Source organism: Azospirillum sp. CT11-132 (genome assembly GCF_047302835.1).
GTDB lineage: Bacteria > Pseudomonadota > Alphaproteobacteria > Azospirillales > Azospirillaceae > Azospirillum.
This window is the reverse complement of sequence record NZ_JBGLZA010000003.1, coordinates 1,277,147-1,300,505: the sequence shown is the minus strand read 5'-3', so window position 1 is coordinate 1,300,505 and position 23,359 is coordinate 1,277,147. Positions and strand designations below refer to the sequence as shown.

General features: G+C 67.0%; 24 protein-coding genes. 12 read left to right on the top strand and 12 right to left on the bottom strand.

What is annotated here, in order from left to right:
• Positions 1–59: 59 nt before the first annotated feature.
• Positions 60–1,757, bottom strand: coding sequence for a YbaL family putative K(+) efflux transporter (gene ybaL / locus ACCD06_RS11875; protein ID WP_413340847.1), 1,698 nt, complete (start codon positions 1,755–1,757; stop codon positions 60–62).
• 35 nt (positions 1,758–1,792) lie between these two features.
• On the opposite strand from ybaL, the gene ACCD06_RS11870 reads away from it, so the two are divergent.
• Together ACCD06_RS11870 and ACCD06_RS11865 are read left to right on the top strand one after the other, a co-directional pair.
• Positions 1,793–2,140: a helix-turn-helix transcriptional regulator gene (locus tag ACCD06_RS11870; protein ID WP_413340845.1), complete on the top strand. Its 348-nt coding sequence runs from the start codon at positions 1,793–1,795 to the stop codon at positions 2,138–2,140.
• 86 nt (positions 2,141–2,226) lie between these two features.
• Positions 2,227–2,445, top strand: coding sequence for a DUF6494 family protein (locus ACCD06_RS11865; RefSeq protein ID WP_109073787.1), 219 nt, complete (start codon positions 2,227–2,229; stop codon positions 2,443–2,445).
• 4 nt (positions 2,446–2,449) lie between these two features.
• Here the strand turns inward: ACCD06_RS11865 and ACCD06_RS11860 are convergent, their stop codons facing one another.
• Positions 2,450–3,580, bottom strand: coding sequence for an ATP-grasp domain-containing protein (locus tag ACCD06_RS11860; protein WP_413340843.1), 1,131 nt, complete (start codon positions 3,578–3,580; stop codon positions 2,450–2,452).
• A 159-nt stretch (positions 3,581–3,739) separates the two neighbouring features.
• Here ACCD06_RS11860 and ACCD06_RS11855 point away from each other — a divergent pair, with 159 nt between their 5' ends.
• The 3 genes from ACCD06_RS11855 to ACCD06_RS11845 all read left to right on the top strand — a co-directional run bounded on the left by ACCD06_RS11855 (position 3,740) and on the right by ACCD06_RS11845 (position 4,530).
• Entirely contained in the window at positions 3,740–3,886 is a 147-nt protein-coding gene (locus tag ACCD06_RS11855; protein WP_413340841.1) for a DUF1289 domain-containing protein, read from the top strand.
• 86 nt (positions 3,887–3,972) lie between these two features.
• Positions 3,973–4,134, top strand: a complete 162-nt coding sequence (locus ACCD06_RS11850) for a hypothetical protein (RefSeq protein ID WP_158281951.1) — start codon at positions 3,973–3,975, stop codon at positions 4,132–4,134.
• Positions 4,135–4,338: 204 nt separating this feature from the next.
• Positions 4,339–4,530: a hypothetical protein gene (locus ACCD06_RS11845; protein ID WP_413340839.1), complete on the top strand. Its 192-nt coding sequence runs from the start codon at positions 4,339–4,341 to the stop codon at positions 4,528–4,530.
• 214 nt (positions 4,531–4,744) lie between these two features.
• On the opposite strand, the gene flgH is transcribed toward ACCD06_RS11845, so the two are convergent.
• From flgH to flgF, 4 genes are read right to left on the bottom strand one after another with little or no spacing between them, the layout of a single operon-like run.
• Complete coding sequence (flgH, locus tag ACCD06_RS11840; protein ID WP_199232072.1) at positions 4,745–5,509, bottom strand: flagellar basal body L-ring protein FlgH; 765 nt, start codon at positions 5,507–5,509, stop codon at positions 4,745–4,747.
• 13 nt (positions 5,510–5,522) lie between these two features.
• Positions 5,523–6,299, bottom strand: coding sequence for a flagellar basal body P-ring formation chaperone FlgA (flgA, locus tag ACCD06_RS11835; RefSeq protein ID WP_413340837.1), 777 nt, complete (start codon positions 6,297–6,299; stop codon positions 5,523–5,525).
• Positions 6,300–6,347: 48 nt separating this feature from the next.
• Positions 6,348–7,133, bottom strand: a complete 786-nt coding sequence (gene flgG, locus ACCD06_RS11830; protein WP_085089735.1) for a flagellar basal-body rod protein FlgG — start codon at positions 7,131–7,133, stop codon at positions 6,348–6,350.
• Positions 7,134–7,164: 31 nt separating this feature from the next.
• On the bottom strand, positions 7,165–7,887 hold the full coding sequence (gene flgF, locus ACCD06_RS11825; RefSeq protein ID WP_109073782.1) for a flagellar basal-body rod protein FlgF: 723 nt from the start codon (positions 7,885–7,887) through the stop codon (positions 7,165–7,167).
• Between the two features lie 488 nt (positions 7,888–8,375).
• On the opposite strand from flgF, the gene ACCD06_RS11820 reads away from it, so the two are divergent.
• From ACCD06_RS11820 to ACCD06_RS11805, 4 genes are read left to right on the top strand one after another with little or no spacing between them, the layout of a single operon-like run.
• Positions 8,376–8,930 carry a flagellar basal body-associated FliL family protein gene (locus tag ACCD06_RS11820; RefSeq protein WP_413340834.1) on the top strand — a complete coding sequence of 185 codons (555 nt, stop codon included), beginning with the start codon at positions 8,376–8,378 and terminating at the stop codon, positions 8,928–8,930.
• A gap of 28 nt (positions 8,931–8,958) precedes the next feature.
• Entirely contained in the window at positions 8,959–10,032 is a 1,074-nt protein-coding gene (gene fliM, locus ACCD06_RS11815; protein WP_085089732.1) for a flagellar motor switch protein FliM, read from the top strand.
• Positions 10,029–10,688 (top strand): DUF6468 domain-containing protein, encoded by a 660-nt coding sequence (locus ACCD06_RS11810; protein WP_413340831.1) that lies wholly within the window; start codon positions 10,029–10,031, stop codon positions 10,686–10,688. The genes fliM and ACCD06_RS11810 overlap by 4 nt, the downstream gene beginning before the upstream one ends.
• On the top strand, positions 10,685–11,659 hold the full coding sequence (locus ACCD06_RS11805; protein ID WP_413340829.1) for a MotE family protein: 975 nt from the start codon (positions 10,685–10,687) through the stop codon (positions 11,657–11,659). The genes ACCD06_RS11810 and ACCD06_RS11805 overlap by 4 nt, the downstream gene beginning before the upstream one ends.
• A 138-nt stretch (positions 11,660–11,797) precedes the next feature.
• Here the strand turns inward: ACCD06_RS11805 and parC are convergent, their stop codons facing one another.
• Positions 11,798–14,023, bottom strand: a complete 2,226-nt coding sequence (gene parC / locus ACCD06_RS11800) for a DNA topoisomerase IV subunit A (RefSeq protein WP_413340827.1) — start codon at positions 14,021–14,023, stop codon at positions 11,798–11,800.
• 20 nt (positions 14,024–14,043) lie between these two features.
• Complete coding sequence (gene recO / locus ACCD06_RS11795) at positions 14,044–14,766, bottom strand: DNA repair protein RecO (RefSeq protein ID WP_413340825.1); 723 nt, start codon at positions 14,764–14,766, stop codon at positions 14,044–14,046.
• Positions 14,767–14,960: 194 nt separating this feature from the next.
• On the opposite strand from recO, the gene ACCD06_RS11790 reads away from it, so the two are divergent.
• Together ACCD06_RS11790 and ACCD06_RS11785 are read left to right on the top strand one after the other, a co-directional pair.
• A complete protein-coding gene (locus ACCD06_RS11790) occupies positions 14,961–17,504 on the top strand; it encodes a GGDEF and EAL domain-containing protein (protein WP_109073776.1) in 2,544 nt (847 codons plus the stop codon).
• Between the two features lie 36 nt (positions 17,505–17,540).
• A complete protein-coding gene (locus ACCD06_RS11785; protein WP_109073775.1) occupies positions 17,541–17,924 on the top strand; it encodes a hypothetical protein in 384 nt (127 codons plus the stop codon).
• A 31-nt stretch (positions 17,925–17,955) separates the two neighbouring features.
• Here ACCD06_RS11785 and ACCD06_RS11780 read toward each other — a convergent pair whose 3' ends face one another.
• The 3 genes from ACCD06_RS11780 to ACCD06_RS11770 are packed head-to-tail and all read right to left on the bottom strand — an operon-like array spanning position 17,956 to position 20,730.
• A complete protein-coding gene (locus ACCD06_RS11780) occupies positions 17,956–18,738 on the bottom strand; it encodes an SGNH/GDSL hydrolase family protein (protein ID WP_413340822.1) in 783 nt (260 codons plus the stop codon).
• Entirely contained in the window at positions 18,735–19,517 is a 783-nt protein-coding gene (locus ACCD06_RS11775) for a hypothetical protein (protein WP_413340820.1), read from the bottom strand. Before ACCD06_RS11775 ends, ACCD06_RS11780 begins: the two co-directional genes overlap by 4 nt.
• A gap of 40 nt (positions 19,518–19,557) precedes the next feature.
• On the bottom strand, positions 19,558–20,730 hold the full coding sequence (locus tag ACCD06_RS11770; protein ID WP_413340818.1) for an OpgC family protein: 1,173 nt from the start codon (positions 20,728–20,730) through the stop codon (positions 19,558–19,560).
• Between the two features lie 598 nt (positions 20,731–21,328).
• On the opposite strand from ACCD06_RS11770, the gene ACCD06_RS11765 reads away from it, so the two are divergent.
• Positions 21,329–22,426 (top strand): TRAP transporter substrate-binding protein, encoded by a 1,098-nt coding sequence (locus ACCD06_RS11765; RefSeq protein ID WP_109073772.1) that lies wholly within the window; start codon positions 21,329–21,331, stop codon positions 22,424–22,426.
• Between the two features lie 131 nt (positions 22,427–22,557).
• Here the strand turns inward: ACCD06_RS11765 and ACCD06_RS11760 are convergent, their stop codons facing one another.
• Positions 22,558–23,337, bottom strand: a complete 780-nt coding sequence (locus tag ACCD06_RS11760; protein WP_413342490.1) for an MBL fold metallo-hydrolase — start codon at positions 23,335–23,337, stop codon at positions 22,558–22,560.
• Between the last annotated feature and the right edge of the window lie 22 nt (positions 23,338–23,359).

Here is a 23,359-nt window from a genome sequence, read left to right as displayed (position 1 = left end):
CCGGAAGTTGCATCGACGGATTTGAAAGCGCCGGTCCCCGACCGGCGTTTTCGCCGTGTTCAGGTCGCTGCCAGCAGTCCGGCTCCATTTGCCTCGTCCGCATCGGTGCGGCCGGCATATTCGAACATCCGCCGCGCGATTTCGCGTTCGCCCATGAAGACGACATCGGCGCCGGTGCGGTCGAGATGGGCCACCGCCTCGTCGCTGTGGGCACGGGCGGCGATGGCGATCGTCGGATTCAGTGTCCGGGCCTGCTGCACCACGCCGCCACCTTCCAGCGCATCGGGAACGGTGACCAGCAGCAGCGAGGCGCCCTGCACCCCGGCGCGCTCCAGAATTCCAGCCGCCGCCGCATTGCCGTAGACCGCACGCACGCCTGCCGCCTGCAGGGCCTTCACCCGTTCGCGCTGCAGGTCGATCACCACCACCGGCCGCTCTTCCTCCGCGGGCACCTCCTGAAGGGCCTGCGTGACGAAGCGGCCGACCCGCCCATGGCCGACGACGATGACATGGCCGCTCAAGGCCTGGTAATCGCGCAATTCCGGCGCGGTGTCGGCCGGCGGCAGCGGTTCCGCCTCGTCCGGGAACAGGCGCTGGACCACGGCGAACAGCAGCGGGTTGGCGGTGATCGACAGCAGGGCGCCAGCCAGGATCAGCCCCTGGCCCTCTTCCGGCAGGATGCGGAGTTGCATGCCAAGCGCGACCAGAATGAAGGAGAACTCGCCGATCTGCGCCAGACTGACAGCCACCGTCACCGCCGTGCGCAACGGATAGCGGAACAGCAGGACGAGACCGAAGGCCGCCGCCGACTTGCCCAGCAGGATGATCGCCAAGGTCGCCAGCACCGCCCATGGCGACCGGGTCAGCACCGCGGGGTCGAACAGCATGCCGACCGACACGAAGAACAGCACGGCGAATGCGTCCTGCAAGGGCAGGGTCTGTTCCGCCGCCCGGTGGCTGAGATCGGATTCGTTCAGCACCATCCCGGCGAAGAAGGCGCCCAGCGCGAAGGACACGCTGAACAGCGTGGCGGAGCCATAGGCGATGCCGAGCGCCAGCGCCAGGACGCAGAGGGTGAACAACTCGCGCGAACCGGTGCGGGCGATGCGCTCCAGCACCCAGGGCACGATCCGCCGGCCGCCGACCAGCATCAGGGCGACGAACAGCGCCACCTTTCCCAGCGTCCACGCCAGCGACAACAGCACCTCGCCGTCCATCCCGCCGCCGCTTTCCAGCATGCGGGCCACCGGCGGCAACAGCACCAGCGCCAGCACCATCGCCAGATCCTCGACGATCAGCCAGCCGATGGCGATCCGTCCCCGTTCGGTGCGGAACAGGTCCAGCTGCTCCAGCGCGCGCAGCAGCACCACCGTGCTCGCCACCGACAGCGCCAGGCCGAATACCAGCCCCGCCGCCAAATTCCAGCCGAGAAAGCGGGCCAGCCCCCATCCCATCGCCGTGGCGATGGCGATCTGCACCACCGCACCCGGAATGGCGATCGACCGCACCTTCATCAGGTCGTTCAGCGAGAAATGCAGCCCCACGCCGAACATCAGCAGGATCACCCCGATCTCCGCCAACTGGGAGGCCAACTGCATGTCGCCGACGAAGCCTGGCGTGAAGGGACCGATGGCGACCCCGGCCAGCAGATACCCCACCAGCGGCGACAGGCGCAGCCGGTGGGCCAAGGCGCCGAAGACGAAGGCCAGAACGATGGCGGCCACCATGGTGGCGATCAGGGGAACGTGATGGGGCATGCGGCGGCGTCTCCGGCGGCAGGGGAAGGGCGCGGATGGAACTTGGATTCCGGGGTAGTGATGCCAATATTGTGGTGGAAATGGTCAACTTCAACGTTTCTGGCCAAGCTTTCTCGGAGAAAAATATGCTTACGAAGGGTGTTTTGACTCCGGGTCAGTGCCGAGCGGCCCGCGGCTTTCTCGACTGGACGCAGGAGGAACTGGCGGATCGGGCGACGGTCTCCCGCGGGACCATCCGCGACTTCGAAAAGGGCCGTCACGCCTTGCACCGGAGTACGGAGACCCTGCTGACCGCGGCCTTCACCGCCGCCGGCCTGCGGCTGGTTGCGCGGGAGGACGGGGGGCCGGGCGTGCTGTATCCCGACGGGGTGTTGCCCGAATAAGGGCGGGGCCGGCCACGGAACCAACGCCGCTCCCCGGGGGTTCGGAACGGCAGGCGAAACAGCGATTCCCAACCCGGAGGCCGGATATGGACAACGAGACCTTCAACCTCGACCTGCGCAAATTCCTCAAGCAGGTCGGTGTTACCTCCCAGCGGGAGATCGAACTGGCCGTCGGCCGCGCGCTGGCGGAAGGACGGCTGGACGGGATGAAGTCACTGCCGGTCCGCATGGTGCTGACGGTCGACGGCATCGACCTGACGCACGAGGTCACCGGCGAACTGTCGCTGGACCAGCCGCCGCAATGACCGGTCAGGTGGAATTCAGCTGCGGCGTGATGTTCAGGATCGCCGCGGTCATCCGCCGCTCGCTCCAAGGTACATCATGGTGGGCTGCGGTCAGATAGCGGCTGTTGGCATCGCGGGCCCATTCCGCCGGGAACAGGGCGACCGTCTTGCCGGAGGTCCGTCCGAACACGCCTTCATGAGGCCGGCCGTCCAGCGCGCAGGCCATCGCCCGGCACAGGTCGCTGCCCGCCAGACTTCCGAGATGGGTGGTCTGGGTCGGACGGCCGTTGAACTCCAGGAAGACGGGCGGGCCGCCATCCTCCGGCAGGATGGCGTCGATGCCGCCGAAGCCGGAGTAGCGCGTCAGTTCCACCATGCGGCGGGCCATGTCCATCAACTGCGGCAGGTCCGCCAGTTCGATCACCGAGGCCGGGCCGAAGGGTTCCCGCTGATGCTGCAGGGTGATATAGGCGAAGCCCTCCAGCATCCGCCCGCCGAGCGCGCAGAACGACACCGAAGCCGCCCGTCCGCGCACGAACTCCTGCGCGACGACCCGCCGGTCGGCCGGAAAGGCGCTCATCTGCTCCAACCCCGCCAGCAGTTCGGACGCATGCCGGGCGTCGGACGCGAGAAAAACCCCGCGGCCGGCGGTACTGCCGTCGTATTTCAGCAGAAGCGGCGCGCCGAGAGCGGACAGGTCGTTTGGACCGGTGCGCCGCGGATCGACCACGACCTGACGTGGCGTCCGAATGCCGGCTTCCGCCGCCAATTCGACACAACGCGAGCGCGTCTCTTCCCAGCAGACGCCGCCGTACCAACCCTGGAGGAAGCGCAGCTTGTGTGCGTCGGCGCTGTCCTCGGCCACCTGCGCAAGAAGGCGGCCGGCCAAGCCGAGCACCTTGACCGCGCTTTCCTCGCAACCGATGACGATGTTCGCACCCAGTTGCGTCGCCGCACGCGCGGCGGTGACCGTCAGATCGTCGACCGACAGTCCCGGGGAGAAAGAGTGCCGCCCGTCGACATGGTCGCTGAACTCGAGCAGGGAATGCCGGGGGCAGATGGCAAAGACGCGAAATCCTGCCGCTTTCAGCGCGGCGGGCATTCTGGCGGTGCCGTGCCGATACATCGCGCAGGACACCAGCAGTGCCGTTGGCATGCATACCTTCGCAGCGTGTGGATGAAGCAAGTGCTTTATACCCTCAGCATCCCGACCGCAATCCATTCCGCCTATGCCTCCGACCCAGACGCTTGAGATGGAATTTGCTTTCCGATAGGGATGGATCCGCACCGCCAACCGTAAGGAACGCCCACTGCCATGAGCGACGATCCCGATTGTCTGGGCATGTGTGCCATCGACGGCGACGTCTGCACCGGCTGCGGCCGCACGCTGGACCAGATCAACGCCGCCCTGGACCGTGACGACGGTGAAGTCGATACCGACACCGGCCGGCCGGCCGGTTGAGGCCGCCGGCCTTCTCCCGCGACGATCTCCGGCCGCCGCTGTTCCCGATTCATCGCCAGTCGGAAAAACGACCGAGGAGCAGCAAGATGGCCGACCAGCCCAACCGGAATCCGGCCGATGCCGGCCGCAGCGAATCGCCGCAGAAGCCTGCCGACACCGACAAGGCCGGCGGCAAGATCGACAGTCGCACCGAGAAAGCCCAGGAGGAGGCCGCCAAGGACCGCGCCCGCGAAGGCGGCTACCAGTAGGCGGCAACCATCCCAAAGCAAGACGGCCCGGCTCCCCCCGGGGGTGGCGGGGCCGTTTCTTTCTGGGTGGTGTGGGGCCGGCATCCGTTCTGTAAGTGGATTGGTCGCGGGCCAAGAACGTGAAGCACGCAACAGCGGATGGAGACTGCGGTGCGTATGGTCATCCTCGTCCTGCCGATCATGGCTTGTCCGAGGAGATGAACAATGACGAGCGACCTCACCTTGTCCCAGAGCATCACCAACGCGGCTGATCTGATCGACTGCGTTGCCCAGCGTGAGGCTTACCGTCGCGCGACCGAACTTATCGGGCCGGCCTTGGGGCGCATCGGCGGCAACATGGCGGTTGGCGTGATGGATGGGTTCACGGCGGTATCTCAGCAGTCGCTGGAAGGCTGAACCGCAGCCGCGCTTCACCCTCATCGGGATTGACGGCCCGGCAACATCGCCCCGGCACGACCCACCGGGCGGCAGCAATTGCCGACCCGCCCGCATCGCGGGAGCTTCCGATATCGGTGCCAATGCCGGAGTTCGTAACCCCCCGCAACGCGGTCGGGCCACAGGGGAACTACTCCCCCATGGCCCCGTCCCTCAACCGTTAAACCCGCCGTCCTCAAAACGGCATGATGATGTCGTACAGCTGCTGGCCATAGCGCGGCTGCTGGACGTCGGTGATCTGGCCACGGCCGCCGTAGGAGATGCGGGCCTCGGCGATCTTCTCGTAGCTGATGGTGTTCTGGGCGGTGATGTCTTCCGGACGGATCACGCCGTGGATCTGCAGGTCGCGCAGCTCGTAATTGACGCGGACTTCCTGGCGGCCCTGGATGACCAGATTGCCGTTGGGCAGGGACTGGACCACCAGCGCCGCCACCTTCAGGTCGATCTGCTCGTTGCGGTTGACCGATCCCTTGCCGTCGTTCGACGTGTCGCTCGACAGGTCCACCAGGCTGGAGGCCGAGGCGCCGGCCGGCAGGACGCGGCTCAGCGTGGCGCCTTCCAGGCCGAACAGGCTCGGCATGCCGGCCTTCTCGGTGTTGGCGCGCGACCGCTTGCTCTCATTCGACAGCTTGGCCTGATCGGCGATGGAGATGTTGATCGTCAGGATGTCGCCCACCTTGGCCGCGCGCTGGTCCTTGAAGAAGGCCTTCGCGCCGGTCCGCCACAGCGAGTTCGGGTTGCGCTCCGTCGGCAGCGGGGTCGGCATCGGCAGGCTGATCGGCTGATAGCCGGGCTTGGCCTGCGGATCCTGGATGCTGGACATTTCCGGGGCCTTGCCGATGTCGGCGATGCGCGAGGCGGCGCCGCAGGCGGTCAGGGAGGTGGCGGCGGCGGCGACCATCGCGAGGCGGATCAGACGGGCGGTCATGGTGGCGGACATTGGAGCTTTCTCCTTACTGCGCGATGGTGCCGGGCTTTGCCACGGCGACGACGTTGGGACCTGCGACCGTCGCTTCGACGATGCGGTTGGATTGGGTGTTCACGACGCGGATGACCTCGCCCTTCCCGCCGTCCTGCAGGGCTTTGCCCTGGGTGGTCAGCGTCATGGACGGCGTCTGCAGGGTGATGGTGACCATGGCGCCCTTGTCGACCATGCGCGGCGATTGCAGGTCGCGCAGGCGGACGGGCTGGTTGGTGGACACGCCGCGCTTCGGGGTCATGCCGATCAGCTGGGCGTCGGTGGCGGCGGTGTCGCTGGTGGTCTGGTCGGCGCGCATGTCCTGCCAGTCGACGTCGCCCGGGCCGATGATGTCGCCGGGCAGGACGCGGCGCGACAGCACCGGGATCTGCACCACGCCGAAGGCGCGGCCCGAAACCGGCAGGCGCACCTGGCTGCCGGTCACCACGATCTCGGCGGCGAAGCGGCCCTGGACCGGGCTGTAATAGAGGTTCTCCACCGCCAGCCCGCCGGCGCCCTGGGGCGCGCGCAGTTCGACCGCGCGGTTGTCCAGCTCCATCTGCAGCCGGCCGGCGGTGATGACCCGCGACAGCGCGTCGGACAGAACCGCCTCGACATGCGGCATGCCATAGACCACATCCGGCGCCGGTGCCGCCATGCCCGCAGCCGGAACCGCAGCGACCGTGGCGGCCTGCGCCACGACCGGAAGGGTCAGCAGGGCGGCGCCGAGGATCAGGGCGGGGAGGCGACGGTTGGCGAGCTGGCGGATCATGGCGGTGGTTCCCGATGTGAAGGCTGAAGCGAAGCGGCGGTGGCGCCGTTACTTCATCTGGCTGGCCTGCTGCATCATTTCGTCGGTGGTCTTGATGACCTTGGAATTCATCTCGTAGGCGCGCTGGGCGGTGATCAGGGTCGTAATCTCCTGCACCACATTGACGTTGGAGGTCTCCAGCGCGCCCTGGGTGACGCGGCCGAAGCCGGGGGCGCCGGGGTTGCCGGTCACCGACTGGCCCGACGCGCCGGACTCCAGGAACAGGTTGTCGCCGGTGGCTTCGAGGCCGGCCGCGTTGGCGAAGGTGGCGAGCTGGAGCTGGCCGACATTCTGGGTGGCGGTCTGGCCGTCCAGCTTCACAAGCACCTCGCCCGACGAGTTGATCGAGATGTCGACGGCGTCGGTCGGGATGGTGATGTTCGGCTGGACCGGATAGCCGTCGGCGGTGACGATCATGCCTTCCGGCGACAGCTTGAAGTTGCCGGCACGGGTATAGGCGGTGTCGCCGCTGGGCAGCGTCACCTGGAAGTAGCCCGACCCGTTGATCGCGACATCCAGCTTGTTGTCGGTGATGTTCAGGTTGCCCTGTTCCAGCACGCGGGCCACCGCGGCGACGCGCACGCCGGCACCCACCTGCACGCCGGTCGGCACCACGGTGCCGGCATCCGACGAGGTCGAGCCGATGCGGCGGAAATTCTGGTACAGCAGGTCCTGGAACTCGGCCCGCTGCTTCTTGTAGCCGGTGGTGGTCGAGTTGGCGATGTTGTTGGAGATCGTCTCGACGTTGAGTTGCTGGGCGATCATGCCGGTGGCGCCGATGGCGAGGCTGCGCATTGTGGTCTTCTCCTCTCGTCGTCGGTCTGGTTCAGGCCGTCCGGCCCAGACGCTGGATCATCGTGCGGATACGTTCGTGTTCGTTCTCGATCACCCGCTGGGCGGACATGTACTGACGCTGGATTTCGATCATCTGCGTCATCTCGACCACGGGCTTCACGTTCGAACCTTCAAGCAAACCCTGTGCCACTTTCGTCTCGGCCGGGGCCGGCTCCGGCTGCTCGTCGCTGACATACAGGCCGTTGCCGACCTCGGTCATCAGTTGCTCGTTCTTGAAGGTGACGATGTTCAGCTTGCCGACCGGGCCCAACTCGGTGGCGACGGTGCCGTCGCCGCTGACCTTCACGTCGCCGGTGCCGGCCGGGATGGTGATGGGCTGGCCGTTGTTGGCCAGGACGGGCAGGCCGCCGGCATCCACCAGCTGGCGCTGATCGTTCAGGCGGAAATTGCCGGCGCGGGTGTAGCGCGGGCCGCTGGCGGTATCGACGGTGAAGTATCCCTGGCCGGTCAGCGCCAGATCCAGCGGGTTGCCGGTCTGGGTCATGGCGCCGTTGGCGAGATCACGCACCACCGCGCGGTCCTGGACGAAGCTGACCTTCTCGTGCAGGCCGGGCTTTTCCAGGAATTCGGTGAACATCATCCGCTGGTTCTTGTAGCCGGTCGTGTTCATGTTCGCGATGTTGTTCGACGTCACGTCCAGCTGGCGTTGCAGCGCCATCTGGCGCGACAGGGCGACGTAGATCGAATTTTCCATCTTGCGGCCTCTTCACCTTGCGAACGGATCGGGCGACAGCGTCCGACCGGCGAAAGGGGTATTGCAGGCGGCGTGCCAACTTCGGGAAGCGCTGTAAATCCGCAGAGTCCGGGCAAGGCGGGGGCGTTCCCGCCGCACGGGGCAGGGGGTGCCGGGCAGAATCTGCCGGGGTAGGGGCGTTCCTTGCCGGGTTGGACCGGGCAAGACTCTCCCGTTCCCGCCACACAAGGTGTGCGGCAGGGCGATTGACCACGGCCCTGCCGGTCCCAAGGGGATTGCGGGCGGTCGCGGTCGGACTCCGGACGCGGAGTGCCGGGCAGACCCAATCAAGAACCGTGCCGAAATGGTGACAGAGGGGGGAAACCTGCCCGTCCGGGGCGGTCCATTCCCCACTCGAAAGGAGTTATTAACTATCCCAAAAGTAGCTTTGACCTAGTCAGGCGTTGAAAGCCTGAGCCGTTGCGCACCTCGAACGATCCCAGGATGTCATGGCTGCCGAAACCGACGCCGGCGAACTTTCGACCGACGGCCTGCCGCGGAAGAAATTCAGCGGCAAGAAGCTGGTCCTGTTCGTCGTTCTTCCCCTGGTCCTGCTGATCGGCGCCGGTGCCGGCGTCTATTTCTCCGGTCTGCTCGACGGGCTGCTGGGGAAGGAAAAGCCGGCGGAGGAGGGGGAGCATGCCGCCGCCGCGGAGGGCGAGCATGGGGCGGAGCCCGGCAAGGCCGACCCGCATGCGGCACCGATTTTCTACGATCTGCCGGACATGCTGGTGAACCTGAACACCGGCAACAAGCGTCCGGCCTTCCTGAAGATCAAGATCTCCATCCAGCTGTCGAAGCCGGAGGATGTCGGTGCGGTGGAGCATGTGCTGCCGCGCATCATCGACAATTTCCAGGTCTACCTGCGCGAACTGCGGTTGGAAGACTTGCGCGGATCGGCCGGCATGTACCGGCTGCGCCAGGAACTGCTTCTGCGCATCACCGCCGCCGCGTACCCGGTGAAGGTGAAGGACGTGCTGTTCAAGGAAATGCTGGTCCAGTGAGGGCCCGGTCAGCTGGGGATAAGGGCCGATGAGCGACACCGGTGAACTGAGCGAAGAGGAACGGCTTGCCGCGGAATGGGCGGCATTGGCCGAGGACAGCGGCGATGTCGGCGACATGGGCGGCGGCGGTTCGACGCGCGTCCTGAACCAGGACGAGATCGACAGCCTGCTGGGCTTCGACCAGGGTGGCGCCGGCGACGGCGACAACTCCGGCATCATGGCGCTGGTCAACTCGGCGCTGGTCAACTACGAACGCCTGCCCATGCTGGAGGTGGTCTTCGACCGCCTCGTCCGCATGATGTCCACCAGCCTGCGCAACTTCACCTCCGACAACGTCGAGGTCAGCCTCGACCAGATTTCCTCGGTCCGTTTTGGCGATTACCTGAACTCCATCCCGCTGCCGGCGATGTTGTCGGTGTTCAAGGCGGAGGAGTGGGACAATTACGGCCTGATGGTCGTCGATTCCGCCCTGATCTATTCCATCGTCGACGTGCTGCTGGGCGGCCGGCGCGGCACGGCGGCGATGCGCATCGAAGGCCGTCCCTACACCACCATCGAACGCAACCTCGTGGAACGCATGGTCCATGTTGTGCTGTCCGACCTGTCCGCCGCGTTCGATCCGCTGTCGCCCGTCACCTTCCGCTTCGATCGGTTGGAGACCAACCCGCGCTTCGCCACCATCGCGCGGCCGGCCAACGCGGCGGTGCTGGTCAAGCTGCGCATCGACATGGAGGATCGCGGCGGCCGGCTGGAGCTGATGATCCCCTACGCGACGCTGGAGCCGGTGCGTGAGCTGCTGCTCCAGATGTTCATGGGCGAGAAGTTCGGCCGTGACTCGATCTGGGAAACCCACTTGGCCTCGGAACTGATGGTGACGGACGTCGATCTGTCGGCCGTGCTCGACGAGGTGACGATGACCCTGCACGACGTGCTGAACTGGCGCGTCGGCACCCGCATCCTGCTGAACGCCACCCCAGACGGAGCGATCGAGTTGCGCTGTGGCGACGTGTCGATGTTCCAGGGGCGGATGGGGCGCAAGGGCGGGCACATCGCCGTCCGCCTGGAAAAGGAACTGCCCAAGCAGGAGGTCATGAGGCTATGAGTCCGCTGGTCTCCATCATCATCGACGTCGTGATGGTCGGCCTGCTGGCCGCGACCATCGCCTACGCGATCATCCTGAACCGGCAGATCATCGCGCTGCGCGAGAGCCGCGGCGAGATGGCCGAACTGATCCAGGGCCTGAACGACGCGATGGCGCGGGCGGAGACCGGTGTGCGCACGCTGAAGAAGGCGGCCAGCGACACCGGCGAGGACCTTCAGCGCACGGTGAACAAGGCGCAGACCCTGCGCGACGAGTTGGAGTTCATGATCGAGGCGGCCGACGCGCTGGCCAACCGGCTGGGCAATGTCGGTGACCGCGATGGTGGCCGCGATGTCGGCCGGCGCGACAGCGGGCGTGATGGTGGCCGCTCCACCGCGGTGGCCCCGGCGCTGGCGTCGCGCGCTCCTGCCAAGGCGCCGCTGGTGGCGCCGCGTCCGGCCCTGCGCAGCCTGCCGGTCGAGGACGACCACGACCACGACCATGACGACCACGCCCCGCCGCCGGCCCGGCTGGATGCGCCGCCGCGCCGCGCCGCCGCGCGTGCCGAACCGCCGGCCGAGGCGCGCGACCCCATCACCCGGGATGGCGAGAGCCTGTCCAGGGCCGAACGTGAACTGCTGCAGGCGATCGAGAATGCCGGCAAGGGGCTTGGATGACCATGCGCACCAGTGACGGCAAGCCCGCGTCGGCGGGCGGCGAACCCAAGGTCGTGATCCGCCCGGCCGGAGCTGCCCCGACGGGCGTCCGCACCTCGCCCACGCTGGCCGCCCAGCAGGCGCAACTGCCGGCGGTGCGTCCCGCAACCGGCAAGGTCCCGGCCAAGGCTTCGGCGAAGAAGGGCAAGGCGAAGGCCAAGGCGCGCAAGCCGGCGACGCCCCGCGTTCCGCTGACCGAGCGGCTGCGCGCCAGAGCGCGCAATTTCCGTTTCCGCCTGCTGCCGCTGACCATCTTCGTCGCGGTGATGATGCTGGGTGTGCGCGTCGGCGACCTGTGGCGCCTCGCCACCCACGACGCCCGCCTGCCGGACTTCCCGGTCACCCTCGCCCAGGGGCCGCAAAGCTCGACCCCGGCGACGCCGCCCACTCAGATGCCCTCTGCCACGACGAAGCCGGCCGGCAAGGACGCGCCGCCGGCGCCCGGCGGGGCGAGCGGCCCGGCCAATGCTCCGGTCGCCAACGCGCCGCTGGCGCCGCTCGGCCCCATCGACAACCAGGAGCTGCTGCAGCATTTCGCCGAGCGCCGCGCCGAGATCGAGCGTCGCACCAAGGAGATGGAACAGCGCGAAGCTCTGCTGGCCGCCGCCGAGAAGCGGATCGAGCAGAAGGTGGCGGAGATGGAGAAGACCAAGGCCGACATCCAGAAGCTGATGGCCCAGGGCGACGAAAAGCAGTCGGCCCAGCTGGAAAGCCTGGTGAAGATCTACGAGACGATGAAGCCGAAGGAAGCGGCCCGCATCTTCGAGGAACTCGACATGCCGGTGCTGCTGGGCGTCATCCAGAAGATGAAGGAACAGAAGACCGCCCCGATCCTGGCCGCCATGGAGCCGGTGAAGGCCAAGGAGGTAACCTCGGCCCTGGTCGAACGCCGCGTGCCGCTGTCGGCGACGGTCACGGCGCCGGCGAAGTAATTGCCCCCACCCCAACCCTCCCCCGCTGGGCGGGGGAGGGGACAAGTGCTGATGCGGGAGAGTGGCGGCAGTCCCTCCCCCGCCCAGCGGGGGAGGTTAGGTGGGGGTCTAACCTCCCCACCCATCAACCACCCGACCTCACATGAACCGGTTGTTCTTCGGGAAGCCGTTCGGCGGCATCTTGCCCTGGCCGGCGCGGTCGCCGATCCAGCCGGTCAGGTCGGTGACGTTGAAGTTGCGCTCGCCGTTCTTCCAGCTCAGGCCCTCGGCCAGCGTGAAGGTCTTCACGTCGGCGACGCTGGCGTCCTTGTACTTCTGAAGCTGGACGCCCTTGCCGCGGGTCATCACCGGCACCTGTTCCAGCGGGAAGACCAGCATCTTGCGGTTGTTGCCGATGATGGCGACGGTGTCGCCGGTCACCGGATGGCAGATGCGGGCCGACTTGCCGTCCTCCAGGTTCAGCACCTGTTTGCCGGCGCGGGTCTGGGCCAGCACCTCCGCCTCCTCGACGCGGAAGCCGCGGCCATCCTCCGACACCACCATCAGGGTGCGGCCGGGCTGGTGGCGGAAAAGGTCGACGATGTCGACGTCGTTGCCGAGGTCGATCATCAGCCGAACCGGCTCGCCGAAGCCGCGGCCACGCGGCAGCTTGTCGACGCCGATGGTGAAGAACTTGCCGTTGCTGGCGAAGACCAGAAGCTTGTCGGTCGTCTCGCACCGTTCGATGAAGCCGCGCGAATCACCGTCCTTGTACTTCACATCCTCCGCTTCGGCGTCGGTCAGATGGCCGCGCACCGTGCGGATCCAGCCCTTGGCGGAGCAGATGACGGTCACCGGCTCGCGCTCCACCAGCGCGTCCAGCGGCACCTCGATCACGGCGGGTGCATCGGCCACGTCGGTGCGCCGCTTGCCGAGCGCGCCCGTGCCGAACTTCTTCTTGATCTCGGCGACACCCTCGGCGATCCGCTTCCACCGCAGGGCTTCGTCGCCCAGCAGCTCCAGCAGGCCGTTCTTTTCCTTGGTCAGGGCGTCATGCTCGCGCCGGATCTCCATCTCCTCCAGCTTGCGCAAATTGCGCAAACGCATGTTGAGGATGGCGTCGGCCTGGATGTCGGTCAGGGTGAAGGCGCGGATCAGCTCCTGCTTGGGCTCGTCCTCCTCGCGGATGATGCGGATGACCTCGTCCAGGTTCAGATACGCGGCGAGATAGCCGCCGAGAACCTCCAGCCGGTGGTCGATCTGCCTCAGCCGGTGGTTGGACCGGCGGACCAGCACCTCGTGCCGGTGGTCGAGGAAGGCCTGCAGCACCTCGCGCAGGTTCATCACCCGCGGCACATGATCCGCACCCAGCACGTTCATGTTCATCGAGAAGCGGATTTCCAGGTCGGTCGCCTGGAACAGCGAGGCCATCAGGACCTCGGGATCCACGTTCCGGCTCTTCGGCACCAGGACGAGGCGGACGTCCTCCGCCGATTCGTCGCGGACGTCCTCCAGCAGGATCAGCTTCTTGGCCAGCAGAAGTTCGGCGATCTTCTCGACCAGCCGGGCCTTCTGTACCTGATAGGGCACCTCGGTGACGACGATCTGCCAGGTGCCCTGGCCCAGCTTCTCCACCTCCCAGCGGGCGCGCAGGCGGAAGGCGCCGCGGCCGGTGCGGTAGGCTTCGATCACATTCTGCCGCGACTCGACCAGCACGCCGCCGGTGGGGAAATCGGGGCCGGGCATGAAGTTGACCAGCGTCTCGATCGAGGCGTCGCGGTGCTTGATGAGGTGGCGCAGCGCGTCGCAGATCTCGCCGACATTGTGCGGCGGGATGTTGGTGGCCATGCCGACGGCGATGCCGCTCGACCCGTTGGCCAACAGGTTGGGGAAGTTGGCGGGCAGAACCGCCGGCTCCTCGCCGTCGCCGTCATAGGTCGGGCGGAAATCGACCGCGTCCTCGTCGATGCCCTCCAGCAGGGCCTTGGCGACCTCGGTCAGGCGGGCTTCGGTGTACCGCATCGCCGCGGCGTTATCGCCGTCGATGTTGCCGAAATTGCCCTGGCCGTCGACCAGCGGATAACGGACGGAGAAGTCCTGTGCCAGACGCACCAGCGCGTCATAGACGGAGGTGTCGCCGTGCGGATGGAACTTACCGATCACATCGCCGACGACGCGGGCCGACTTCTTCGGCGGCGTCGTCGGTTCCAGCCGGAGCTGGCTCATGGCGAACAGCAGCCGCCTGTGCACCGGCTTCAGCCCGTCGCGCACGTCGGGCAGCGAGCGGGACATGATGGTGGACAGCGCGTAGCTGAGATACCGCTCGCCGAGCGCGTCGGCCAGCGGCTTTTCCAGAATCTCGGAGGCGGGGTTTTGCGGCTTCATGATGATGGGGTCTAGCAGTTTCAGGCGGAACGCGCTACCGCGTTCGCGTAACGTTCTCTCAAGCGCTCACGCGCGGGCGGCAGCGGCCCGTTCAGCACGTGGCGTTCCAGGAAATGGGCGGTCAGCCGCAGCCCGTCGGCCACGGCCACCGGTCCGCCGCCGCCGCGCCCGGCAAGGAAATCCGGCAGGGGAAGCAGCCGGTCGCGATAGGGCTCGCCCACCGACGCGGTCACCGCGCGGCCGGTGCGCGGGCTGACATAGGCAAGATAGTCGTTGGCCCCCGACACCGCGCAACGGTCGAGGTCGAGGCCGAATCCAAGCTCCGTCAGCAACCCGATCTCCCACCGCACATAGCTCTCGGCCCAGGCCGGGTTGTCGAGCAGGTCGAACAGGGCGAGCAGCCCGTCGAACAGGGCAGGGTGCGCCTCCCGCTCCGGCAGGGCGGCCTCGACCAGCGCGCAGGCGCTGATCAGCGCGGCCAGAGCCTGCGCGTCGTCGAAGAAGTTGGCGGCATAGCCCTTCACCGGCTCCAGCGTGAAATGGCCGAGATGCTCTGGCAGTCGGCCGCGCCAGCGGGCGTGGACCAGCGTCCCCGGCTCCAGCGTGCCGCGCTGGCGCGCCGACCGGCCGCCCATCACCATGCCGGCATGGCGGCCGTGCTCGCGCGTCAGCAGAGTCGCGACGGCGGACCCTTCCCCCTGGGGGCGGGCGGACAGAACGATTCCCTGATCGGACCAATCCATCGGTGCCGGTCCCGGATGAGGTGGCGAGCTATCCTAATATAGGAAAAGATTTCGCAGATGGAACCCTTGGCAACCAAGTTGGCCGGCCCATCGCATGCATTTATGGTTTCTTCACCAAAATGCCCCTAGCATCGGAGGCTCAACGGTGGGAGGCCCCACCAATCGCTGACCGCCGACTGGTCCGACGAGGGGTCTTGAACACCAACATCGACCGATATCTGCTGGCGGAAAAGGCCGGAACCGAGGGCGTCTGGGATTGGGACCTGCGCAGCGACACGCTGTACCTCTCCCCCCGCTTCAAGGAGTTTCTCGGGCTGCCGCCGGGCGATTCAAGCCGCGGCTCCAACCGGCCGAACGACTGGCTGTCGCTGGTCCACCCGGAGGACGTCGACTGGCTGCATGCGTCCTTCGAGGCGCAGATGGTCGGTCTGTCCGTTCCTTTCCAGATCGAACACCGCGTCCGCCGTGTCGACTCCACCGCCGCGAAGCCGCATTGGCGCTGGCTGGTCTGTCGCGGCATGGCGGTGATGGACGATTCGGGGGAGCCGATCCGGCTGGTGGGATCGGTTGCCGACATCACCGACCGCAAGCATGCCGAAAAGGAACTGCGTCGCAGCGAGGAACGCTATGCGCTCGCCGCCGCGGCCAGCAACGACGGGCTCTATGACTGGGATCTGGTCACCGACCGCGTCTATTTCTCGCCGCGCTGGGCGTCGCTGCTGGGGCTGTCGCCGGGCGAGCTGACCGACAACCCGCAGGAATGGCTGGGCCGCATCCTTCCGGCCGACCGGGCGATCCTGACCGACGCGATGGCGGCACTCGGCGGGGCAGCGGCAGGTGTAGAGGTAGGGGCCGAATCGGAAGCGGCCTTCCAGGTCGAATACCGCATGCGCAACGCCGCCGGAGCCATCCGCTGGATGGCCTGCCGCGGCATCGCCGTGCTGGACGCCGACGGCAGGCCGACCCGGCTGGTCGGCAGCCAGGCCGACGTGACCGACCGCAAGACCGCCGAACAGCGCTTGCGCCAGAGCGAGGAGCGCTATGCCCTTGCCGCCGCCGGGGCCGCCGACGGGCTGTGGGACTGGCACATCGACAGCGGCGAGGTCTATTACTCGCCGCGCTGGAAGGCGATGCTGGGCTTCGAGGAGGCGGAGATCGCCGGCTCCATCGACGAATGGTTCCAGCGGGTCACGCCCGGCGACCTGGACGGGCTGCGCACCGCGCTCAACCTGCATCTGACCGGCGAACGCCCTCATCTCCAGCATGAATTCCGCATCCGCGACAAGGCCGGGCTGGAGTTGTGGATGCTGGTGCGCGGATTGGCCGTCCGGAACGAGAAGGGCTGTGCCGTCCGCATGGCCGGCTCGATGACCGACATCACCGCGCGCAAGAAGGCCGAACAGCAGATCCTGTTCAACGCCGTCCATGACAGCATGACCGGACTGCCCAACCGCACGCTTCTGTTGGACCGCATCGGGCAGGCGCTGGACCGCAACCGGCGCGCCGGCGCCCGGCCCTTCGCCACCATCATCATCGACCTGGACCGCTTCAAGGCGATCAACGACGCGCTCGGCACCAGCGCCGGCGACCGCGTGCTGCGCATCATCGCCAGACGTCTCGACGCCAGCCGCCGCGTCGGCGACACGCTGGCCCGGCTGTCGGCAGACGAGTTCGCCGTTCTGGTGGACGAACTGGACGATGCCGGCGACGCGCTGGAGGCGGCGGAGCGGATGGCCCGATCCATCTCGCGGCCGGTCACGCTGGAGGAGGGGCGCGACATCGTGCTGACCGCCTCCATCGGCGTGGCGCTGAGCCAGACCGGCTATGACCGGGCGGAGGACATGCTGCGCGACGCCAGCCTCGCCATGTACCGGGCCAAGAGCGGCGGGCGCGCGCGCATCGACGTGTTCGATGCCAACCTGCGCCGGCAGGCGATGGCCGCGATGCAGATGGAGGCCGACCTGCGCGCGGCCTTGGAGCAGGGTCAGCTTTGCCTGCATTACCAGCCGATCGTACTGCTGGAGACCGGCGCCATCGCCGGCTTCGAGGCGCTGATGCGTTGGAACCACCCCGACCGCGGTCTGGTCTCTCCCGCCGAGTTCATCCCGCTGGCCGAGGAAACCGGCCTGATCGCGCCGATGGGGCGCTGGGCGCTGGGCGAAGCGGTTCGGCAGCTTGCGGCGTGGCAGGCGCGTTTCCCGCGGCCCGTGCCGCTGTTCATGAGCGTCAACGTCTCCACCCGCCAGTTCCGCGACGACGACATCGTCGGTGCCGTGCGCGACCTGCTGGACGAGGTGCCGATCCCGCCGTCCAGCCTGAAACTGGAACTGACCGAAAGTCTGCTGGTCCAGGATCCCGACGAATGCCGGATGCTGATGCAGAGCCTGCGCGACATGGATGTCCGCCTGTCGATCGACGATTTCGGCACCGGCTATTCCTCGCTGGCCTATCTGCACAAGCTGCCGGTCGACGTGCTGAAGATCGACCGCAGCTTCGTCCGTGCGGTGTCGACGGGGGAGGGCAACGCCGCCATCGTCCAGGTCATCGCCGGCCTTGCCACCATTTTGCGGCTGGATTGCGTGGCGGAAGGGGTGGAAACGGCGGACGAAGCGGTGTATCTGCGCGGTCTGTGCCAATACGCCCAGGGCTACCACTTCGCCCGTCCGGCCCTGCCGGAGGCGGTCGAGCGGCTGCTGGCCGCCGAGGACGAGCACATCGCCCTGCCAGCACCGGCGTAAAGCCGCTGCGAGCCGTTGTTATTTGGAGTTTCCGTGATGTCCGACCGCACCTGCGGTGAATGCACCCTCTGCTGCAAGCTGATGGGCGTGCCCGAGTTGAAGAAGCCCGCCGCCAAATGGTGCGCGTCCTGCGACCAGGGCAAGGGCTGCTCGATCTACGAGGAGCGGCCGCAATCCTGCCGGAACTTCCAGTGCTTCTGGCTGATGGACGAGAATTTCCCCGACGAGTTCCGCCCCGACCGCATCCACGCGTTGGCCGCCTTCAACGACGTCAAGGACAGCTGCGTCCTGCATGTCGATCCCGCCAAGCCGCGTGCCATGGGCAGTCCCGAGGTGCAGGCGCTGACCGACGCGCTGCTGAAGGTCTATTCCAAGGTGTTCTTCCTCTGCGGCAAGGAAAGCGCGATGATGCAGCGCTGAGGGAACGGGGCGGAGGTCCGCCCCGCTTCTGTTACCGCTGAAGCCCGCTGTTGTGGACGTTCACGGCGTCCTCGATGCCGGCCGCCAGTATGCGGGCGACGCAGTCGTATCCGACGTCGTTCTGGTGGACGCCGTCGGGTCCGATCAGGTCGGCCATGGTCATCCCGCGGCTCTCCACCAGCGTCCGCATGACGTCGAAGCGGTGGAACAGGCCGATATGCTGGTCGGTGGCGATCCCGGCGATGCGGGACAGCATTGGGGCGACCCCGGTCTTTTCCAGCATCTTCGGGGCGTATTGCAGGTCCATCAGCACCACATCGACCCCGGCGGCGCGCAGCCGCGCCACGCCTTGGCGGATGGACCGTTCGCTCAATCCTTGGTCTCCGTCGCGCAACACCGTGTTGGCGCCGACCTGCCAGATCACCAGATCGGGCTTGGCGCTCAGCGCATCGGCCTCGATCCGCTTTTCGGTCTGGTCGTCGGTCTCGCCGTTGATTCCGCGGTTCAGCACCGCGATGTCGGCATTGCGGAACCGCTCGCTCAGGTAATGGTCGAGCCGGGCCGGATAGGCTTTGTTCTGCGAACTCGCCCCCGCTCCGGCGGTGGAGGAGGAACCGATGGCGACGATCCGGATCGGCGCGCCGGCCGCGATGCGTTGTGACAGTTGCGGCAATGGCACCGACAGGGCCGAGGCGCCGCGCGGCAGCTGGCAGCTTGCGGACGCCGCAGATTCCGCGGTGAAGGCCGGGACGGAAACGGCGAGGGCAGCGATCAGCGACAGGATTCGGATGGCGGACGGCAGAACAGGGCTCAATTGCTCGCTCCGGTGCGCCGGCCGATCGACAGGGGGTCGATCATCGTCGCGACGCTTTGCGCCAGCAATTGTCCGATGCATTGGTGAACGAAATCATAAGCACGCTGTTTCCCCCCGTCCGATTCGTCGGTGAAATCGACGCGGCCATCCTCCACCCAGTAGCGCATGATGTCGTAGCGGGGAAAGTGGAAGACGTCCGAACTCTGGGCCAGCCAGGACATGTAGGACACGTAGGGCGCGAAGTCGATCAGCTGCGCCGTGTGCATGCTGTACTGCATGTCCATGATGACGATGTCGGCGCCGCGGCGCTGAACCTCGGCGATGCCCGACTGAAGGGCCGAACCGAAACTCTCCAGGTCCAGGCTGCGCATGGCGTCGACCGTGCCGGTCTGCCAGACGACCAGCGCGGGCCGCTGGTCCTCCACCGCCTGGGTCAGCGGGCCGACCATGGCGGGCGCTGCCTCGCCGGGCAGGCTCAGCACGGCGGTGCTGACCTCGCGGCCGGGCAGGCGGCGCTTCAGTTCGTTTTCCAGCCGGGCGGGATAGCTGACGATGCCGGGCTTGGGTGCCGATTTGGCGGAATGAACGACCAGCACCGACAGCGGGCGCCCGGCGGCGAGCTGCGCCGAAACCCGCGGCAATCCGCTGCCGGGGGCAAGCACGGATTCCGGCACGACACAGGCGGAATCGACGGATGGGGCCGCCGGTTGGCCGGCAAGGATGCGATCCGGCGAAGCGAACAGCGCGGCCGCCAGCAGGATTGCCGTGACCGTCAGCATCTGTCGCTTCCGCCCTCGCCGTCCTTGCCCCATGAACCCGTCATGTGCCCATTTTCGTGGTGGCAGCAACCCGATGGCGCCGTGCCCGCTCCGCCGACTGGTACCAGTTCATGAAGCGCGCCATCAGCACCATCGCGGCGATGCCGACCACGGTAACAAGGAACTGGGCGGAAAGCGAGCCGCTGACATGCACAAGCACGGTCTGCCCGGCGAAGGACAGCAGCACGCCCAGGCAGAACACGTGCAGCGACTGCTTCCCGCAGGCGAGCACCGGGGCGGCCAGGGATCCACGCAGCCAGGACGCCCCCGCCGGCACCAGCCACAGCACCAGATAGGCCAACGCGAAGAAATGCAGCAGGCGCAGCGGGGCGAGGTCGGTCTTGCTGATGGGATAGAGGATCTCCGTCAGCCACACCGGGATCAGCGCGTGCAGCGGGGCGAATTTCCAGGACAAGGTCAGGAACAGGCTGGCCAGCAGGATCACCGCCGCCGCGACGCCCACCGGCCGGCGGAAGCGGGTCAGCACGGCCCGCAGGTCCGGTTGGAACTGCAGTGACGCGCCCAGCACGAACAGGAACTGCCAGGTGAAGGGGTTGAAGTACCAGACGCCGCCGTCGGGATAGGTCGGCAGGTTCCACCCCCATTGCCTCGCCGCCAGATACAGCGCGCCGGACCCCGCCAGCACCCCCAGCGGCCGGCGGCGCAGAGCCGGCAGCAGCAGCGGAAAGCCCAGCAGAAGCACGATGTAGAGTGGCAGCACGTCCAGGTTGGCCGGTCGGAATTTCAGCAGGATGGCCTGGGTCAGGGCGGTGACGGGATCCTGGAAATAGCCTGCGATGCCCATCTCCTCCACGAACAGCGGACTGTCGAAGGCGCGGGCGGTGTAGGCGATCTGCGCGGTGTAGGCGAAGAACAGGATGATATAGGTGGCGTACAGCGTCCAGCAGCGGTGCAGCACCTGCGCCGCCGCCATCGGCATTCCCTGCCGGTCCAGCGTCCGGCCATAGACCAGCGCGGCGGTGTAGCCGGAGATGAAGACGAAGATCTCGGTGGCGTCGCTCAGTCCGAAATTGCGCGGCGTGGCCCACGAGATCTGATTGGCCGGGATGTGATTCACGAAAATGAACCACAGGGCCAGACCGCGGAAGAAGTCCAGCCGCAGGTCGCGTGCGTCCGTCTCGTTCCCGCTCTCCGCCGCAGTCGCCTTCTTCATGGCCGCGTCTTTCATGGCCGTTCAACCCGCAAGTGCCTGTTCCGCCCTCTTCAACATTCCAGCCCGGCCGGGTTCCCGGGGCACGCATTGCAAAAGATGGGGGTGCCGCCGCCGGAGTCGAGACGTTTAGCGTCGAATGGATGCGGAACACCAGCGGGCCTATGATTGAATGAAACCCGCGGCTTCGCGTCGCAGCGTTAAACCTCTGAAATACAGGCTTCAATTCCCGATCGCGCTTGATCCCGACCGTTTGCTTCCTGCATAATCCGATTGGCAAAAGAAAGTTGGGGCGGATCGGCCGGAAGGCCGGCGGCAAGCCCGGATGGACGGGAGGAAACGCACACCAACGTCGGCACGCCATGGAACCGGGCGGATGGCGCAACGCGCCGGTGCCCACCGGTTCCATGGGTCCCGAGGGTGCGCCATCCGGGTCGGTCGAGCGTGCATCCCATTCATTCCCGCTTTCCCTGCTCATCCGGCATCGCCCGGTCCCGTGAGGGTCCTGCCATGCCCGGGTGCGGACCGACACGCCTTGGCAGGGTGTCCGCCGGTCCGGCAATAAGAACGCATAACAGAGAATGAACAAGGGAGCTTCTGCATGAAACGTCGTGCATTTCTGACCTCCGCCGGTGTGGGCGTCGCCGCCAGCACGCTTGCCGCCCCCGCCATCGCCCAGTCCACGCCCGAGATCAAGTGGCGCTGCGCCTCCAGCTTCCCGAAGAGCCTCGACACCATCTATGGCGGTGCGGAGTTCGTGGCGAAGCGCGTGGCCGAACTGACGGACGGCAAGTTCCAGATCCGCGTCTTCGCGGCTGGCGAGATCGTTCCGGCTCTGCAGGTTCTGGACGCGGTCAAGGACGGCACGATCGAGTGCGGCCACACCGTCTCCTATTACTACGTCGGCAAGGATCCGACCTTCGCCTTCGACGCGGCGATGCCGTTCGGCCTGAACGCCCGCCAGCAGAACGCCTGGATGACCCACGGCGGCGGCAAGGAGCTGATGGCGGAGTTCTTCGCCGGCCACAATCTGGTCGCCATCGGCGCCGGCAACACCGGCACGCAGATGGGCGGCTGGTTCCGCAAGGAAATCAAGTCGGTCGAGGACCTGAAGGGCCTGAAGTTCCGCATCGGCGGCTATGCCGGCACCATCATGGCGAAGCTGGGCGTCGTGCCGCAGCAGATCGGCGGCGGCGACATCTACCCGGCGCTGGAAAAGGGCACCATCGACGGCGCCGAGTTCGTCGGCCCCTATGACGACGAGAAGCTCGGCTTCAACAAGGTTGCCAAGTACTACTACTATCCCGGCTGGTGGGAAGGCGGGCCGCAGGTGTCCATGCTGTTCGGCAAGGACAAGTTCGAGTCGTTGCCGCCGGCCTACAAGGCGGCGCTGCAGGCCGCCTGCTCCGACGCCACGCTCGACATGCTGGGCAAGTACGACGTCCAGAACATGACCGCGCTGAAGCGTCTGGTCGCCGCCGGCACCCAGCTGCGTCCCTTCCCGAACGAGGTGATGCAGGCCTGCTATCAGGCCTCCATCGAAGTGTATGAGGAAGAGGCGGCGAAGAACGAGAAGTTCCGCAAGATCTACGAGGCGTGGAAGAAGTTCCGCGAGGAAGAGTATCTGTGGTTCCGCGTCGCCGAATACAGCTTCGACCGCTTCGTCTACGCGGCCCCGCCGCTTGAGAAGAAGAAGTAAGGGGAAGTATTGCCCCCACCCTAACCCTCCCCCGCTGGGCGGGGGAGGGGACAGGTGCTGATGCGGGAGAGTGGCGGCAGTCCCTCCCCTGCGAAGCGGGGGAGGTTAGGTGGGGGCATCGAAGCCGACTCCTAAACCTCGATCACCAGCCCATCGTAAGCCGGCTCGACCCCCGGCGGCAGGATCCGCAGCAGGCTGTCGTAGTCCATGCTGTTGTCCATGTGGGTCAAATAGGCCCGCCGCGGCTTCACCCGCTCGATCCACTCCAGCGTCAGCGCCAGATGGGCGTGCACGGGATGGGGAGGCTCGATCCGGCCGCAATCCACCATCCAGATGTCCACCCCCGCCAGCGCCTCGAACGCATGGTCGTCCAGCCGCACCACGTCGGTCGAATATGCGAAGCGCCCGAACCGGTAGCCGACCGTCCGCATATAGCCGTGGTCCTGCTCGAACGGCGTCACCTCCAGCCCCTTCACGCTGAAGGGCCCGGCAATCCGATGCGTGTTCAGCACCGGCCGGTAGAAGGGATAGCCCTCCGGCAGCGGATCGAAGCAGTAGGGGAAGCGGATCTCGATGTCGCGCAGATGCTCGTCCCAGCCATAGGCGTCGATCGGCGCATGCATGTGCCGGCAAATTTCGCGCAGCTCGTCGATGCCGTGGCAATGGTCGGCATGCTGGTGCGTCCACAGCACGGCATCCAGCCGCGCACAGCCGCTGTCCAGCAGCTGCTGCCGCAGGTCGGGCGAGGTGTCGACCAGCACCGACACCTCGCCGCTCTCCACCAGCACCGATGGGCGCATGCGGCGGTTCTTCGGGTTGGCGGGATCGCAGCGGCCCCACTGGCCGCCGGGTATGCCGGCGATCACCGGCACGCCGCGCGACCCGCCACAGCCAAGGACGGTCACGCGCATCGCACCGGTTGATGCGCCGTCC